Origin of the sequence: Acinetobacter sp. YH12152 (genome assembly GCF_013418285.1) — a bacterium.
GTDB classification, from domain to species: Bacteria; Pseudomonadota; Gammaproteobacteria; order Pseudomonadales; family Moraxellaceae; genus Acinetobacter; species Acinetobacter amyesii.
In genome coordinates this window covers 77667-94531 of record NZ_VPCH01000004.1, presented here as the reverse complement: position 1 = coordinate 94531, position 16865 = coordinate 77667, and the positions used below count along the sequence as shown (strand labels likewise).

17 protein-coding genes and 4 tRNA genes are annotated in these 16865 nt (G+C 41.4%); 12 read left to right on the top strand and 9 right to left on the bottom strand.

The window, feature by feature from the left end; translation table 11 throughout:
• Positions 1-38 precede the first annotated feature (38 nt).
• Positions 39-614: a xanthine phosphoribosyltransferase gene (locus FTU83_RS02735; protein WP_078189246.1), complete on the top strand. Its 576-nt coding sequence runs from the start codon at positions 39-41 to the stop codon at positions 612-614.
• 267 nt (positions 615-881) lie between these two features.
• Positions 882-1280: a hypothetical protein gene (locus FTU83_RS02730; protein ID WP_143221668.1), complete on the top strand. Its 399-nt coding sequence runs from the start codon at positions 882-884 to the stop codon at positions 1278-1280.
• Positions 1281-1388: 108 nt separating this feature from the next.
• On the opposite strand, the gene FTU83_RS02725 is transcribed toward FTU83_RS02730, so the two are convergent.
• Positions 1389-1577, bottom strand: coding sequence for a hypothetical protein (locus tag FTU83_RS02725; RefSeq protein WP_180003478.1), 189 nt, complete (start codon positions 1575-1577; stop codon positions 1389-1391).
• A 318-nt stretch (positions 1578-1895) separates the two neighbouring features.
• The gene (gene wrbA / locus FTU83_RS02720; RefSeq protein WP_111885937.1) at positions 1896-2489 is read right to left on the bottom strand and encodes an NAD(P)H:quinone oxidoreductase; all 594 of its coding nucleotides are present in this window, start codon (positions 2487-2489) and stop codon (positions 1896-1898) included.
• Between the two features lie 112 nt (positions 2490-2601).
• Between wrbA and FTU83_RS02715 the strand changes: the two genes are divergently transcribed.
• On the top strand, positions 2602-3849 hold the full coding sequence (locus FTU83_RS02715) for a YihY family inner membrane protein (protein ID WP_168379130.1): 1248 nt from the start codon (positions 2602-2604) through the stop codon (positions 3847-3849).
• A 400-nt stretch (positions 3850-4249) separates the two neighbouring features.
• Here FTU83_RS02715 and FTU83_RS02710 read toward each other — a convergent pair whose 3' ends face one another.
• Positions 4250-5179: a DMT family transporter gene (locus FTU83_RS02710; RefSeq protein ID WP_373683037.1), complete on the bottom strand. Its 930-nt coding sequence runs from the start codon at positions 5177-5179 to the stop codon at positions 4250-4252.
• Between the two features lie 103 nt (positions 5180-5282).
• Between FTU83_RS02710 and FTU83_RS02705 the strand changes: the two genes are divergently transcribed.
• Together FTU83_RS02705 and FTU83_RS02700 are read left to right on the top strand one after the other, a co-directional pair.
• On the top strand, positions 5283-6098 hold the full coding sequence (locus tag FTU83_RS02705) for a helix-turn-helix domain-containing protein (RefSeq protein WP_180003477.1): 816 nt from the start codon (positions 5283-5285) through the stop codon (positions 6096-6098).
• Positions 6099-6194: 96 nt separating this feature from the next.
• A complete protein-coding gene (locus tag FTU83_RS02700; protein WP_180003475.1) occupies positions 6195-6968 on the top strand; it encodes a tetratricopeptide repeat protein in 774 nt (257 codons plus the stop codon).
• Positions 6969-7019: 51 nt separating this feature from the next.
• On the opposite strand, the gene FTU83_RS02695 is transcribed toward FTU83_RS02700, so the two are convergent.
• The gene (locus FTU83_RS02695; RefSeq protein ID WP_180003473.1) at positions 7020-7661 is read right to left on the bottom strand and encodes a fumarylacetoacetate hydrolase family protein; all 642 of its coding nucleotides are present in this window, start codon (positions 7659-7661) and stop codon (positions 7020-7022) included.
• A 32-nt stretch (positions 7662-7693) separates the two neighbouring features.
• Positions 7694-8191, bottom strand: coding sequence for a YcxB family protein (locus tag FTU83_RS02690; protein WP_180003471.1), 498 nt, complete (start codon positions 8189-8191; stop codon positions 7694-7696).
• Positions 8192-8375: 184 nt separating this feature from the next.
• On the opposite strand from FTU83_RS02690, the gene FTU83_RS02685 reads away from it, so the two are divergent.
• A complete protein-coding gene (locus FTU83_RS02685; RefSeq protein ID WP_373683038.1) occupies positions 8376-9659 on the top strand; it encodes an SRPBCC family protein in 1284 nt (427 codons plus the stop codon).
• 93 nt (positions 9660-9752) lie between these two features.
• Here FTU83_RS02685 and FTU83_RS02680 read toward each other — a convergent pair.
• Positions 9753-9829, bottom strand: a tRNA-Arg gene (locus FTU83_RS02680).
• Positions 9830-10140: 311 nt separating this feature from the next.
• Here FTU83_RS02680 and FTU83_RS02675 point away from each other — a divergent pair.
• Positions 10141-10377: a hypothetical protein gene (locus tag FTU83_RS02675; protein WP_180124304.1), complete on the top strand. Its 237-nt coding sequence runs from the start codon at positions 10141-10143 to the stop codon at positions 10375-10377.
• On the opposite strand, the gene FTU83_RS02670 is transcribed toward FTU83_RS02675, so the two are convergent.
• The 3 genes from FTU83_RS02670 to FTU83_RS02660 form a co-directional block, all read right to left on the bottom strand.
• A tRNA-Arg gene (locus FTU83_RS02670) sits at positions 10340-10416 on the bottom strand. The two genes, FTU83_RS02675 and FTU83_RS02670, sit on opposite strands and share 38 nt — an antisense overlap.
• Before the next feature lie 45 nt (positions 10417-10461).
• A tRNA-Arg gene (locus FTU83_RS02665) sits at positions 10462-10538 on the bottom strand.
• Positions 10539-10553: 15 nt separating this feature from the next.
• Positions 10554-10643, bottom strand: a tRNA-Ser gene (locus FTU83_RS02660).
• Positions 10644-10911: 268 nt separating this feature from the next.
• Here FTU83_RS02660 and rnr point away from each other — a divergent pair.
• The 5 genes from rnr to FTU83_RS02635 all read left to right on the top strand — a co-directional run bounded on the left by rnr (position 10912) and on the right by FTU83_RS02635 (position 16811).
• Positions 10912-13329 (top strand): ribonuclease R, encoded by a 2418-nt coding sequence (rnr, locus tag FTU83_RS02655; RefSeq protein ID WP_180003468.1) that lies wholly within the window; start codon positions 10912-10914, stop codon positions 13327-13329.
• A gap of 79 nt (positions 13330-13408) precedes the next feature.
• The gene (locus tag FTU83_RS02650; RefSeq protein WP_111885424.1) at positions 13409-13993 is read left to right on the top strand and encodes a hypothetical protein; all 585 of its coding nucleotides are present in this window, start codon (positions 13409-13411) and stop codon (positions 13991-13993) included.
• A 74-nt stretch (positions 13994-14067) separates the two neighbouring features.
• Positions 14068-16107 (top strand): M3 family metallopeptidase, encoded by a 2040-nt coding sequence (locus tag FTU83_RS02645; protein ID WP_180003466.1) that lies wholly within the window; start codon positions 14068-14070, stop codon positions 16105-16107.
• Between the two features lie 40 nt (positions 16108-16147).
• Entirely contained in the window at positions 16148-16357 is a 210-nt protein-coding gene (locus tag FTU83_RS02640) for a YheV family putative zinc ribbon protein (protein ID WP_171256675.1), read from the top strand.
• Between the two features lie 16 nt (positions 16358-16373).
• The gene (locus FTU83_RS02635) at positions 16374-16811 is read left to right on the top strand and encodes a hypothetical protein (RefSeq protein ID WP_111885422.1); all 438 of its coding nucleotides are present in this window, start codon (positions 16374-16376) and stop codon (positions 16809-16811) included.
• The last annotated feature ends 54 nt before the right edge of the window (positions 16812-16865 follow it).

Below are 16865 nucleotides of genomic sequence, written 5' to 3'. Positions count from 1 at the left end.
TTTGCTTTAAAAAGCACCTGCCCCTCGAGGATTCTCCCGTGCACGCTCTGGAACAGAAAATCTTAGCTGAAGGTATCGTTCTCTCTGAAGAAGTTCTGAAAGTCGATTCTTTCTTGAACCACCAAATTGACCCTGTAATGATGCAGCAAATTGGTCAAGAATTTGCCCGTCTATTTAAAGATGCTGGCATTACCAAAATCATCACCATTGAAGCTTCAGGTATTGCACCTGCAGTTATGGCGGGTCTTGAACTTGGTGTTCCTGTGATTTTTGCACGTAAATATCAATCTTTAACCTTAAAAGATGATTTGTATCGCTCAAAAGTGTTTTCTTTCACCAAACAAACTGAAAGCACGATCGCAATTTCTAAAAAGCATATCAATGCTGAAGATAAAGTTTTAGTGATTGACGATTTTTTGGCCAATGGTCAAGCGGCTTTAGGTCTTGCAGATCTTATTCATCAAGCAAGTGCTGAAGTATTGGGTATCGGTATCGTGATTGAAAAATCATTCCAACCTGGTCGTGATATTTTGCTTGAGAAAGGCTATCGCGTTGAATCATTGGCACGTGTGAAATCACTGGCGAATGGTACAGTTGAATTTGTTCGTGACTAGTTTGCGTTCAAAAGAAAAAAGAACACATCAGGTGTTCTTTTTTTTGCTAAAAATTTGCCATTAAGGTGACATAGAGCGCACTTTTTAACGCCTTAGTTACAAGCAGACAAAACATCGGTGTGCAAAACTCGATAAAATTCAGGAAAATCGTCACATTTGATCGAATGGGTCAACTACTCATCTGTCAAATTACATTATGCTGCACCATAAATTCGGCCACTTTATTTTTTAAGGCTATGGAAAGTTATGAATACAGAAGAGCAAAACATGGAATCGACAGTTAAATGTCCAAAATGTGGATCAACCCATATTGAAAAGCGTAACCATGAACAAAACTTACAAAAAATTGGTGGTGTCTTACTCAGTGGTGCAGGAACTGCTGCAGGGACTGTCGGTGGTGCGGCATCTGGCGCATCTATTGGTGCTGCGATTGGTGGCGTGACTGCTGGCCCACTTGGCGTGATTATGGGCGGAACCATCGGTACTTTTGTTGGTGCAATTAGCGTCGGCATTACAGGCGGTTTTCTAGGACACCGTTTTGGTAAAAAAGCCGGCGTGATCGTCGATCAAAATATTTTTCTCGACTACCAATGTTTAGACTGCAAACAGCGCTTTGAAGTTGAGCAACAGCCTGAAGACGCTGCAAAGACTTCGGATCAAGACTAAATTGGATATAAAAAAAGAGCGCATCAGCGCTCTTTTTTTATAGGTTATTGTTTTTCTAGCATGTATTTCTAGCCTATTGAAATGCTATTCGAAACCATAGTGAATCAATTATTTTGAAGCATCGGTTAAAGATTTTGAGTCCGCTTTGACTTGATCTTGTTTCGCCAAAAATTCTTTTTCTTCGGCTTTTTTCTCTTGCGGGAAATCCATACTGTATAAAACTGGCATTGCCGTACACAAGGAAGAAGCAGCCAATGCGGAACACAGGAAAATCATTCGAAAATTAATAATAGACATCACACACCCCAAAGAAGAAATTTAAATACAAATCATGTAATCAAAAAATAAAAATAGCGCGCCCAAAGAGACAGCAATAATCGACTCAAGGCCATCACTGAGCAGGCTGTATTTAAAAACTTTCAATATGTTATTGATATCACTTATTTTGGGTATTTTAAGAATAGTTCGACAGATTTATTTTTATATTTTTGGCGGCAATACAACGTCATAAATAAAGAGAAGTCACACGTAAAAAAAGCAAGAAAAGTGCAATATTTAAGCCTTTTCTTGCCCGTTCGCTACAAAGTTTACTTTATTGCCTTTATCAAGCACGTTTCAAATCAACTTTTTGACCACTTCGCCTAGACGTTTACCCTGCTCTTCACATAAGTTTCGCTCATCTTGACTCAATGACTGATCATGACGTGGACCACTGACATGGCTTGCACCATAGGGCGTGCCACCCGTTTTGGTATTCGATAATGCAGGAAGGGCATTACTTAAACCCATAACCATCATTCCATGATGAAACAAAGGTGGCAGCATGGTCAGCAAAGTACTTTCCTGTCCGCCATGCATTGAACCTGAACTGGTAAACACACAGGCAGGTTTACCATGCAATGCGCCATTGAGCCAAAGCGCTGTGGTTTGATCCCAGAAATATTTCATTTCCGACGCCATATTACCAAAACGTGTTGGCGAACCAAGGGCTAAACCTGAGCAATGCGCTAAGTCATCTAAGCTACAGTAAATATCGCCTTCGGCAGGAATACTGGGCTGCACGTCAGTCACCACAGTAGATAAATTTGGAACGGTTCGTATTTTTACTGCCATTCCAGACGCTTCAATTCCATTGGCAATTAAATGTGCCATCTCACGTGTTGAACCATATTTGCTGTAATACAACACCAGTACATAAGCTTGCGTCATTTTTATAAATTCAATGAAAAAAGAAAACTATACGGTATTTTTCCTATTTTTTGGTTAAGCTAAGTGATGAAAATTGCATAAACATGACTAAAATAACTCGAGACTTGAACGAATGATCGAAGCATTTTTAAAAAAACTTCCCTTTTACGACAAGAAATGGTTTCAGTTTGTTTTATTTGTCATTCGACGTTTTGAAGCCGATCGCTGCCGTGAACAAGCAGGATCATTAACCTATACCACCTTGTTTGCAGTGGTACCCATGTTGACCGTATTCTTGGTCATCATCTCCTCAATTAAAGCTTTAGAACCTGCTCGTCAACAGCTTCAACAATTGATTTATAGTAATTTCCTACCGAAAACGACAATTGCTTTTGATAAAGCACTGAATGCATTCACCGATAAATCCAGTAACCTGACTGTTATTGGTGTACTGTTTTTATTCATTACCACAGTTATGATGCTGACAAGCATTGAGACAGTATTTAACCGAATTTGGCGGGTGCGTGAGACACGTGGTGGCATTATTGGCTTTATGCGCTATTGGACTATTATCTCATTAGGCCCAATCTTACTGGGTAGCGCATTTGTTGTGTCATCTACCTTGGCCTCTATGAATGTCCTCAGCAATAATTTTGCCGGCTATGAACTGGATGGGGCTTTTCTGCTGTGGATCTTGTCTTTTTCATTGACCATTTTAGGTTTTTTCATTCTGTATTGGACGATTCCCAACCGTAGTGTGCCGATCAAGGCGGCGCTGATCGCGGGTGTCTTTAGTGCCGTGGTATTTGAATTACTCAAAAACCTTTTTGGTTTTGTCATGTCAAATTTCACCAGTTATCAAATCGTTTACGGTGCTTTTGCTGCGGTGCCAATTTTCCTACTTTGGATATTCCTTTCATGGAATATCGTGCTGATTGGGGTAGAAATTAGTTATGCACTGACCGCTTTCAATTCTGGCAAAGATCAAAAACGTCATCCTGTGATTATGTTGATGGATTTGCTGGAATTATTTTATAAAAAGCAAAAACTTGGTCAGAGCGTGACAGAAAAAGAAGCGCTTGAGGTTTTAGGGCGTGATGAAATTGGTCGCCTGCCGAGCTATATTTTATTATTTGAAAAGCAGCACCTAATTAAACGTACTGACGATGATCATTATGTATTGGTCCGTAATTTGACCCAAGTGGATTTCTGGAGTTTTTACAGTAAACTTCCCTATCCCCTCCCTAAACGCCAAGATTTAGGTCGCGTCGATCCAGATGATGTCTGGATGGAAAAAATTGGACCGCAACTGGTCGAATCGGATGATTATCTTGCGGCCAAACTCTCGATTCCGCTTGCGACTATTTTTGAAGAAAAATAACTGTGCATAAGAAAATGGAGAGCTGTAGCCCTCCTTTTTTATTTACTGATGTTACTCACGTAAAAGTAATTTCGCATTTTTAAAATGCTTTTTAAGTCTATTCGACGGAGTCTTACATCTAGGAATTGAATAAAGGGATTAGCCTTCGGCTGGAGGTACTTTTGTTTTGGCAAAATGAGAAGCGAAGCTTCGCAAGGAAACCATCTTGCGGTGCAATGCACCTCACCGACAAAACTCGTTCACTAGCGTCTACGCATTCAAAGTATCGCAAAAAACATTTTTGAATAGATGTAATCCTGTCTCAAATACTTGCGGATGACGTTGCCGCGTATCGTTCTTTTATTTGAAGCAAATTGCGCTTCTAATGTTACTGCGTAACATCAGTTATTTATACACGGCGTTAGATAGCAGTACGCTGACGCCCCATCAGTTTAGCCAACCACTGATGCAAAGTTACCGTCATCACCCCGACCATTACTAAGGCCGTCCCCAAGATAAAGTTCAATTCAATCGTTTCGTTTAAGATCAATACGCCAAAGACTAGACCAAAGATTGGAGTAAGGAATGAAAAAACGCCCAGACCATTGGCCAGATATTTACTTAACAGCCAAAACCACAACATCAGGCTGAAAAATGAAATAATGAGCACATGAAAAATCATGCTGCTGATGGACAGCACCGTCCAATGTACAGTCATTTGTCCTGTCAGCCATGCTACGGGTAATAAAAACACGCAACCACCGACTAACTGATAAAACAGCGTCTGAGTTGGAGGTGCATCAGAGAGTTTGGTGAGTCTTAATGAAATGGTGGTCAAGGCCCACATCACCCCTGCAAGTAATGCCATCGCATCACCCAACAGGGCTTGAGTGTTGACTGTAGTGCTACTTTCACGTCCCATAAACGACAGGACAATACCTGAAAAGGCAATAAAAATACCGACCCATTGGATCGCTGTAAGCTTTTCTTCAGGCAACTTCCAATGTAAACCTAGTGCCACGAATATCGGTGCGGTATAGAGCAAGACAACGGTATGTGATGCAGAGGTATAGTGCAGGGATTCTGCCACTAAAATAAATTCGGCTGAAAATAAAAACGCCAACCAGATACCCGGCAGCAAGTATTCTCGAGTATATAAATGTGTCCCCGGCTTAAGACGAATCAGTGGAAAAACCAACAGCGCAGCCAAACCCGATCGAATGGCAATTTGCATGATCGGCGCAATATCAACCGCGGCCAATTTCAAAATGACCTGCTGAATCCCTAAAATCATGCACAAAATAATCATCAGACCAGAAGCTTTTGCATCTAGCGCCTTACGCTGTTCCACACTTTTTACTCGACAATACGACAAGCAACACTATAGAACTGTCAGAAATAAAATATATACTTCAAAATAGACAAGTGATCTTCTTATTCAGGCAAAATTTCTCATGCGTCATAAAGCTCGTGCAGATCATACGCAGTTGCAACAACTTCCCACTAACGATGAAATTCAAGCAGCGCTGTGGATCAGTTTTCGTGACGATCCTGCACTGTCTGTTTATCCCGTCCATGGGCATGCTTGGGGCGAGTTTGTCTATGCCTTTAATGGCGTAATGGAAGTGAACATCAACCAGATAGACTATATTACCCCACCACCTTATGGCATCTGGCTTCCCCCACACTTAGAACACAGTGGTTTAAATCGTACTGCAGTTTCACATGGCACCTTATATGTACATGAATCTCTATGCACCCACTTGCCGAAACAACCGGGGATTTTACTCAGCTCACCTTTAGTTACAGCGATATTCAGCCATTTGCGTCTGTTGCATCAACAAGCCGATCTCCTGGAAAATACGGCCGAATATCAACGCTTACTCCATGTGATCTTAGATCAACTGCATCAAGCCAAACTGGTCAGTAGTTATTTACCGCATTCGGATCACCCTGCCCTCAAACAATTGCTTGATTATTTACATCAACATCCTGCAGATCAGAGCACGCTTGAGCAATTGGCAAAGCGGATAAATATGACGGAACGTACTCTGGCGCGTTATTGTCAAAAAGAACTTGGGATGTCCCTGCATGAATGGCGACAACGTCTCAAAGTCATGAAAGCCATGTCCATGCTCAACGCAGGTCAAACCGTCGAAAATATTGCTTTAGAACTTGGTTATGCCAATGCCTCGGCGTTTATAAATATGTTTAAAAAATGGATGCTTTGCACCCCAGATCAGTTTAGGAAATCTACCTTAAAGCCCTAAATTTGTTTAAATTTAGCCCACAGTATCTCTATAAAGTGATTCAACAATCCGCTAAGATCAAAAAATCCACAAAGAATGATAAAGACTCCATTTCGAATGAATAAAAAAACCATTTTAGCGCTGTGTTTATCTGCCGTATTTTTAACGGCTTGTAGTTCCAAAGAACAGCGTGAATTTAATTCTGCACTCAAAACCGCTCAAACGGGCGATGCGACTGCACAAATGAAAGTGGGTGATTTATACCTCAGTGGAACGGGCACAGAACAAAATATCGAACAAAGTGTACATTGGTACAAAGCTGCTGCGGATCAAGGCACTACGGACGCATTCGCATGGTTGATGACTCAAGCCTACCAAGGAAACCCGCATGCAGATCAAGTGATTCGAAAGATGCAGCAAGATGGCAATATTTTCCTTGCACACTGGGTGCTAGACCTTGCAAAAAAGACTCATGATCCTGCTGCTGAATATACCGTTGGGTGGATGTACGACACTGGAAAAGGCTTAATTCAAGATAAACACCAAGTGCAAATTTGGTATGAAAAAGCCGCCAAACAAAAGAATGTCGAGGCGATCAAAATCTTGGGGAATCAACACTATTTTTCTGAACATCCTTCGTCTACACCCGACAAAGCTGCCGAATATTTAAGCTATGCTGCAGAACAAGGGCAAGATGCCGACTCCGCAATGAAAATGGCACATTATTATCATTATGACATTCGTGATGGTGAAAAAGCACGACAATGGTATGCCAAAGCAGGTGCATTGGGAGACACCGACTCACAGCATATGGCCGACACCTATGAAACATGGAAAGACACTGGTCCTTTACAACCCAATGAGCCACCACCATCAAGCAGTACTGAATAGATCAATCAAAAAAGGCTGCATTAAGCAGCCTTTTTGTATGTCGTTCACAGATTATTTGACAAAAGTCGTCCAAACATAGTCCTGATTTTTACCTTTCAGGGTCATTTTCAACTGCTCACCTGACTGTAGTGCCGCGACACCCGCAGGCGTACCCGTCATGACCACATCACCCGCTTCAAGACTAAATATTTGGCTAATATCGGCCAGTAATGTACCCACATCAAAAATCAGCAATGCGGTATCACCGTTCTGACGCAGTTCATCATTGATATGCAAGGTGTAATGCACATCTTTCCAATCTTGAACCACTTCTTGGACATCGACCCAATCCGCAAGGATGCAAGAACCATCATAAGCTTTGGCGCGTTCCCACGGCTGACCTTTTTTCTTTAAGTCATCTTGTAGATCACGCAAGGTCAGATCTAGGCCCAAAGTCACAGCTCCAACTGCTTCTAAGGCTTTGAGAGGATCAGTTTCAGCCGATAAAGGACGATCAATACGTAAACTTAATTCGCATTCATAGTGGCAACTGCCCCATGCAGGATTCCATGAGATGCCTTGCTCTAATGCGGTTAATGCACTTGGCGGCTTCATAAAAAGCACAGGACGGTCAGGAATTGCATTGCCTAATTCTTTGGCATGATCTGCATAACTACGACCGACGCAAACAATTTTAGATGGACGTGACTGCATACTACTCCCTCTTTTGTTATGAATAGATTGTCTTAGTGCTGAAAAGTATTGCTAAAAATCGCTTGGTCCGCAGTATCTTTAAATGCACTTTTCGGCACAATAATCACGGTTTTATTTTTCAGCTCAAGCATATAAGTCAATTTGCCTTCAGCAAAATTTGTCACTTCAGCATAATGAAAGACATTCTTACGACCATTGGCATGAATTTCTGCATAGTCTTGAAATAAATCAATACCTTGTTCACTTTTGCCTAATTGGTATTTTACAAACTGGCGTTTAAACATCATCGGTAAAAACCAATAACGCATGATGCCTTGAAGGAGTAAAAAGAAAGCACCCAGACCAACATAGTATGCACCGACGCCATCTACACCCAAGTAAAAACCCCAGATGATAATCCCAAGGCTAATGGCTGGCGTTAAAAAACGCGTAAATTGCTTTTTGCCAAAAGTAGCTAGTGCAAAACCATCCTGTGATTCTTCTAGATTTAAAAAATAGCGCAGCGATAATGCAGGTAGATTTTCAGACATAAGCGTATGAATATTTAAAAATGAATTGCGCTAAATACTACACCACAATTCAAACTTGCTTCATGCTTTTTAATGGTCGGTTGTAACACTTGACTACTTCCCTTACACCTAGAAATACGTTAAAAACAGCAACAAATAAAAGATTGCATACGCAGGATGTGACATGCAGATAACAAAAATAATCATGATGCTGGTGTTTCTGACTGGACTGAGCATATCGACCAGTTGGGCCAAATTCGTTCAATGGCAACCCCAGATCCCTAGTAGTTTGGACTTGTTTAATGGCAATGCCAAAGCCTTGGCAAATCTTGCCGGTGATCACATCGTGATTTTCGCACATCCTTCACAGCAAATTAGTCTACCCTCGATGAAAGCAGGCCAAAAAGTCGTTGGTAAATTTCAGAGTGCCGCCGTGGTTGTCCCAACCAACAGCAAAAATGTGGCGAGATTACTCAGTAATTATCCAAACTATGCAGGCTTATTTCCCACGCTAAAATCTGCTGAGGTTTTGCAACAACAAGGTTCAACCAGCCAAGTTGAATATCGCATCCATATCCCGACACCAATTCCGGTTTTAAACTTTAAAGAAACCGTGGTGATACAGCACCAAATTGATCACAACAGTATTAATAGTTTGGTTCTACAAGCACCGGTGCCCTTTGGTGCAGGGAAAATTGAATGGTTTGAGATAGATGCACAACACACCTTGATTAGTGTGACCCAATGGGGCGATTTAAATCAGCCCAAAGGTTTTTTGTTTAGCAAAATATTAAATGCCTTACCCGATGCCAAATTAGGGATTCCTGCGGGAACCAATGGTTTTTTACTCGAATCATTACAGCGCCGATTTAAAGCCTTTAGCAGCGAAACTCTCGCTGCAAATCAATTACCTGAACTCAAATTAAATGCCTCTCAACTCGACAAAGTCACCCAATTAAGTCAAAGCTCAAAAGAACCTGTGTCCTTTATTTTGACAGCGCAGCGCGTTCCCTTTGGGCAAAATTATGAATTGATGCGCTTTAGCACCAGTTTTCAATATTATGCACAAGAGCCTTCGAGCTTACAGCGCTGGATTAATGTGTCTTCGTTCAAGCACTTATTTCCAAGACAAGTTAAACATATGCAAGTGCAGAAAATTAATCCGCACCTGATGGATGCCGACTATAAAATTTCGGTGGGTTTAGGTGTGATCAATATTCCCTTTGATTTTAAGATGCGTTTTAACTATCCCGACTTACTGCAAAATCAATATACCGCAACAGGTGGGGACTTAAAGTTTGTCCGAGGTGCAATGCATATTCGCCCCTTACAACAAGGGTCGTTATTACAATTGACCAGTGCGGTGAAGATTGATGACAAAGCACCGTTTTTACTTCGTGCTATGCGCAGTATGCCGTATCACGACATGTTACCGGCTTTAGGCGGAAATACGGTCTTTGCACTCAAAGTTAAACAAAAGCTAAGTTAGAACCTTGATTGATGAACTGAATTTATTGTTTTTAGCTATATTTCAGACACAAAAAAAACCGCAACATGTGCGGTTTTTCAATCTTGATCAAGTTGGTGCGCTCAGAGAGATTCGAACTCCCGACCCCTTAGTTCGTAGCCAAGTGCTCTATCCAGCTGAGCTATGAGCGCGACGTCTTGATGAGGCTCATTATACGTGATTTTTATTTTTTGTTAAGAGCTTTTTCATATAAATTTAACCAAACGCACATCAAATAAACAATTACCCTTTAAACACGCTAAAAATCATCCAAATTTACTTTTTAAAGGGCTTTTGCATCACAAGTTTGGAATCTAAAGTTAGCTGTACTCACTTATAAATGCTCAAGATAGATAACAAGTATATCGCCATCATTGAATCACGGCTTTAAATGAGTCAACTTTTCCTTGCCTTAGATTTAAAAAATTGCATCACCATGAACATCTGAAAAAAAAGGTTATCTATGGAAGAAAGCAAAATCAAATTTACTGATGGGTCGTCTTATGAAAAAGAACGCTTTATACAATCCAAGCAAAAGACAAAAGACAAAAGACAAAAGACAAAAGACAAAAGACAAAAGACAAAAGACAAAAGACAGCTATATCAAAGCGATAAATCACAAGCACAAAAAAACCGCAACATGTGCGGTAATTTGTTCAAGTTGGTGCGCTCAGAGAGATTCGAACTCCCGACCCCTTAGTTCGTAGCCAAGTGCTCTATCCAGCTGAGCTATGAGCGCGTAACTTGTGTCGTCTTAAAAGACTACGTTTTCAGATTTACTTATTGGTGCGCTCAGAGAGATTCGAACTCCCGACCCCTTAGTTCGTAGCCAAGTGCTCTATCCAGCTGAGCTATGAGCGCGACATAAGTAAATCGTGGCGGTGAGAGAGGGATTCGAACCCTCGATACAGTTGCCCGTATGCATCCTTAGCAGGGATGTGGTTTCAGCCACTCACCCATCTCACCGTAACGTGCCGCCATAATACAAAGATCATGATACGACTGCAAGCACAGTCGTTATATTTTTTTCATTTTTTTACTCAATTAGATATTTTTTAAACGATTTTCAAAAAATTAGTGCAAAATTAGTTCAGCACGCGCTGCTATCCCCTACTTTTCAGCTTTAAACATTATAAAATATCGGCATAAAACACTTTATTGCAATCAATTGCGTGCAGTATCTGCTTGCATGACTTATGCTAATCCTAATCTTCTGATTTGAAGCCAAATACATATGAAAAACTGGGTCGACCCTGAAGCAAAAGCTGAAGCCGAACGTTATGACAATCCAATTCCAAGCCGTACTCTGATTCAAGAGACGATTGAACAACTGAAAACTGCAATGTCGCATGCCGATCTTGTAGAACATTTTGAAATTGCCGATCAAAAAAGTATTGATGCACTGAGTCATCGTCTGATTGCGATGGTTCGAGATGGTCAGTTGATGAAAGATGGATTTAAGTTCCAGCTTGCAGCTGAGCAACCGACTCATGAAGCAACGGTTTATATCAACTCAAAAGGTTTAGGCACAGCCAATATTAGCGGTGAAGATGACCTTTTACTTCCTGAGCGTGAGTTACGTCAGGTGTTTAATGGTGACCGTGTTAAAGTCCGCCAAACTTCGGTAGACCGTAAAGGCAAAGCATGGGGCTTTATTACTGAAGTTCTACAGCATCGTGTCAAAGAAATTATTGGTAAAGTGTCTGAGTATGAAGGCGAATATTTTATTCAGCCGGCAAATCCCAATGCACACCAACCGATTACTTTAGAAAAAGAATTAATCGAGCATGCCAAAGTCAAACTCGGCGACTCTGTGCGTATTGCGATTGACAGCTACCCAACCAAAGAAGAATTTGCGACAGGTCATATTGTTCAGTCGATGGCAGATAAAGCAGACACTGAAATTATTATTCCGCAAACCATTTTAGAGTTTGGTTTACCTTACGAATTCCCTGAAGCGGTACAACAAGAAGCCGACAGCTTTAAAGAGCCATCAGAACAAGACCGTGAAGGTCGTGTCGACTTACGTGATTTAGCGCTTGTCACCATTGATGGTGAAGATGCCCGCGACTTCGATGATGCCGTGTATGCGGAAAAACGTCCGGGTGGTGGTTATCGTGTTGTGGTGGCAATTGCCGATGTCAGCCATTATGTACGTCCGGGTAAACCACTCGATGACGAAGCTCAAGAGCGCGGTACATCGGTGTACTTCCCTCATTTTGTATTGCCGATGTTGCCTGAGGCGCTGTCGAATGGTTTATGTTCTTTGAACCCACACCTAGACCGTTTATGTATGGTCTGTGATTTAAACTTATCTCGCGCGGGTCGTGTCACTAAGTTTGAATTCTATCCGGGTGTGATGCATTCAAAAGCTCGTTTGACCTATACCCAAGTTGCCGAATATTTTGAGGGTAATAGTCAAGCCATTCCTGAAAACCGTGATGTGCGTAAATCGGTCAATACCCTATTCCAATTGTATCAAGTGTTGAAAGGCTTACGTGCTGAACGCCACGCGATGGAATTTGAAACCGTTGAAACTTATATGACTTTTGATGAGCTTGGCGGTATTAATGAAATCTTACCGCGTAGCCGTAATGATGCACATAAGTTAATTGAAGAATGCATGTTGTTGGCAAACGTCGCAGCGGCAGAATATGCATTAAAAAACGAAATTCCGATGCTGTACCGTGTGCATGAACCACCTGAGTTCTCACGTATTCAAAAGGTTCGTGATTTTGTGAAGTTATTGGGTCTTCCATTCCCTGAACAGCCGACTCAAGCTGACTATCAAGCCGTGATTGATGCCACGAAAGACCGTATTGATGCTCCAAGCATTCATGCCGTTTTACTCCGCTCAATGATGCAAGCCTATTATGGCGCGAACAATGCAGGTCACTTTGGCTTGGCTTACGAAGCATATACGCATTTCACATCTCCAATCCGTCGTTATCCAGACTTGTTACTTCACCGTGCCATCAAAGCACAATTGAAGAAAAAACCTTATCCAATTTCTGGTGCTTCGCTGGATGATGCAGGTGAACACTTCTCTGCGACCGAGCGCCGTGCTGATGAAGCTTCACGTTCTGTCACTACATGGTTGAAGTGCCATTACATGCAGCAGCATTTGGGTGAAGAGTTTGTCGGTACCATCAGTGCAACTGCTGAATTTGGCCTGTTTGTAACGCTCAAAGACTTATATGTTGATGGCATGATCCACGTCAGCCAATTGGGTGATGACTTCTTTGTCTATGACCAACCAAGTCAGAGCTTAATTGGTCAATCTCGCGGTCAAGTTTTCAGTCTCGGCGATGAAGTGAAAATTAAAGTTGCTGGTGTAAATCTAGAAGAGCGCAAAATCGACTTTGAATTGATTCAACAATTGAGCCATGCAGGCCGTGCTATTCGCGCGCGTGCCCCTCGTGTTGCAAAACCCACAGCCAAAGAAGAAGTCTTTTCAGAGCGTAAAACCAACGTTGCTGAAGATGGAGAACAGCCCATACGACGCAAAAAAGACAAAGGAAAACCCAGCTCCTACAGCCAAAAACCTGCTAAAAAATCTGCAACAAAGTCTGAAGCGAAGGCTAAAGATAAAGTGAAGAAAAAGTTAAAAGTAAAAAAGAAAAAATCCAATGCCAAAGCAAAGGGTGAGTAAATTTTACTAAATAAAAAAGAGTGCTACGGCGCTCTTTTTCATTTAATATATCTCTATAAAAATAAACCACTTAAAAATCATGACATCACAGAAAATTACTAAATACTATTACCATGAATATGTAATATGCTTAGTCTTTGTACTTAGTATTTCAGCACTGATTGCTCTCTTTTTTATAGACTTCACCCCAACAAATCAAGTCAAAATCACAGCCTTCATTGTTGCAACGTTGATTTATTTGGCTGTTTTGATCTACTTTTATGTTCTGCATAGATACGGACAATGGATCATTCCACGTACATGGACAAATGTACAAAAAAAGCCAAAATTCTATTTTTTACTCCTCTTCCCTATTTTTGTAATTCTGTTTCTTTACTTAAATCTAGTTGTCTATCCTCCTCTGCTTCATACCCTAGTTTTGGGTACACCTACTGTGGTGACATTGGAAGCAAGCGCTGTTAAAAAACATGGTAAAAAAGGAAGTGTCTACTATTCTATTGAAACACCGTATGACTCTACTGGTATGTTTCGAATCAATGTAGATGAATATGAACACTACAAAAATCAAAATCTATTCATAAAATTATCGGTCATTGAGGGGCGCTTTGGCACCTACATCCAAGATATTCAATCTATCCACGGTGAAACAAGAGCGAATAAATAGCACCCAAGGCTTGATTTATCCTTCTAGAAGCCTTACTTCTACAAATAACACAGGAAATAAATCGGCAGACCGACATGACATTAGAAAAGGCAACATTGCCCGTTCCTCAATTTGATCAAATTACCTTAGATCAACTCAAAGAAAAAATTCAAAATGCGATTCAACACGGTCAACAATTTCTAAATGAACTGACAGTTGTTCCAGATTCGGTACAAAAACAACTGAATACTTTAGAACAAGTCGATACCCTTGAAAATAACATGAGTGAAGCATGGGGCGTGCTTTCGCACCTCAATGCTGTCATGAATAATGCCGAAACACGTGAAGTTCATCAGGCTTTATTACCAAGTTTAAGTGAATACTACACACAACTTGGTCAACATACACCGTTATATCAAACCTATCAGCATCTACACGATGCTCCTATTTTTAGTGACCTACCTACAGCACAGCAAAGTGCGATTAAACTTGCGTTACGAGATTTTAAACTTTCAGGCGTAGCCTTAGAAGGTGAACCGAAAAAACGCTATGCAGAAATCTCTGCACGCCTTTCACAATTATCATCAGACTTTTCCAACCACGTATTGGATGCCACCCAAGCCTACTTCAAACCTTTAACTGAAGCGCAGCTCAAAGGACTACCTCAAGGCAGTATTGAACTTCTGAAACAATATGGTCAGCAACGCGAACTCGAACAGGCTGTAGCCACACTCGACTTCCCGTCTTATATTGCCATTATGACCTATGCAGAAGACCGTGAAGTGCGTGAAGCGCTCTATAAAGCCTATACCACACGTGCTTCTGATCAGGCAGACGCTGCTGAATTTGACAATACAGCGGTCATGGAAGAAATCTTGAAACTACGTCAGGAAATGGCAAGTCTACTTGGTTTTAACAACTATGCCGAATTGTCTTTAGCAAGCAAAATGGCACCCGATGTGGCCACTGTAGATCATTTCCTGATTGAACTGGCAGAACATGCGCGTGCTCCAGCAGAGAAAGAAATCGCTGAACTGAAAGCCATTGCAGCGCAAGACGGTATCACTGAGTTACAACCGTGGGATGCCACTTTCTATTCAGAAAAACTCAAAGTTCAACAGTTTAATTTGTCACAAGAAGACCTGAAGCCCTACTTCCCTGCACCTAAAATTATTCAAGGCTTGTTCAGCATTGTAAATCGTCTCTATGGCATCAATGTAATCGAGCGTGTAGCGCCTGTTTGGCATCCCGATGCACGTTACTTTGAACTTGAAGATCAAGGCAGCGTGATTGGCGGATTCTACTTTGACCTGTATGCACGAAGTGGGAAACGTGGCGGCGCATGGATGAGCGGCTTCCGTTCACGCATGCAAACTGAAAATGGTCTGCAAAAACCAATTTGCTACATGGTCTGCAACTTTACCCCACCTGTCGGTGAGCAAGCTGCTTTACTTACCCATGATGAAGTAACAACGCTGTTCCACGAATTTGGTCATGGCTTACATCACATGCTCACTGAAGTCGATAATATTGCTGTGGCTGGTACACATGGCGTGGCGTGGGATGCAGTAGAGCTACCAAGTCAATTCATGGAATTTTGGACTTGGGATCAAGAAAGTTTAGATTTACTCAGTGAACATATCGAATCAAAACAAACTTTACCAGCCGATCTGCTAAAAGCACTGCAAGATGCACGTTTCTTCCAGTCTGGGATGCAAACTTTACGTCAAATTGAATTTGCCATGTTTGACTTAAATATCCATAAGGCCAACCCTGCTTTGGACGCTGCAGGCATCCAACAAACCTTAGATGATATTCGTCAAAAATATGCAGTTGCACCCACCACTTCGTACAACCGTTTCCAACATGGTTTCAGTCATATCTTTGCAGGTGGTTACGCTGCTGGTTATTATTCATACAAATGGGCAGAGGTTTTGGCAAGTGATGCCTTCGACCGATTCGAAAATGAAGGAATTTTTAATACTTCGACTGGCAAGTCGTTTAGACAATTTATTCTAGCAGTTGGCGGAAAAGATACGGCACTTGACGCATTTATCAATTTCCGTGGACGCGAGCCAAAAATAGATGCTTTGCTGCGTCATCAAGGTTGGACGAACGCATCTAAAAACGCTTAAACTAGTGACCTTAGTTAGATTCAAGGTAAGTATGATGACCATTAAACGACGCTTCATTGCAGGTGCAAAATGTCCAAAATGCCAAGCGATGGACCGGGTTGTCATGCTGACCTCTGGCGAAGACGAATGGATCGAATGCATTGATTGTGGTTACAGTGAAAATCGACCGACTCATGTCGATCAACCTGAACAACCTGCCGTGCCAGACGATATCGGTGTGATCCAATTTAAGCCGCGCCAGCCTAAATAAAAATTAAGGTCACATAATGCTAGTAGATCAAAGAAATAATCCAAAACTGTTAGTTGGAATCATTGGGGGCTTAACGTTATTGATTGCTATCTTTTTTGCATATCAATGGTTAAGCAGCAGTACAGCTGATAAATCTGTACTTCAAGAAGAAATGGTCGCTGCACCGGCTAAACCGCCTGTTGCAGTCCCTGTCCAATCTGAAACTGAAGCATCAGTCCCTACCGCAGAGACTGACACCATTAAATTGGTCGAAGAAGACATTTTAGATGCAGCTGTGCCTGAAAATGCCTCTTTAGCCAAAGAAGAAATTGCCAAATTAGATGACATTCAACAGCAATTGAATGATCAGGAACAAAGCTTAAAACAGCAGCATTCAGATGCAGATGAGCTGATTAAACTGAAAGAAGAACAAATTAAATTACTCGAAGCACAGTTAGCACAACAAGCAAAATAACCGACTTTTGCCACACCTGACAAACTTATAGGCTAGAATATCATCAGATTTTCT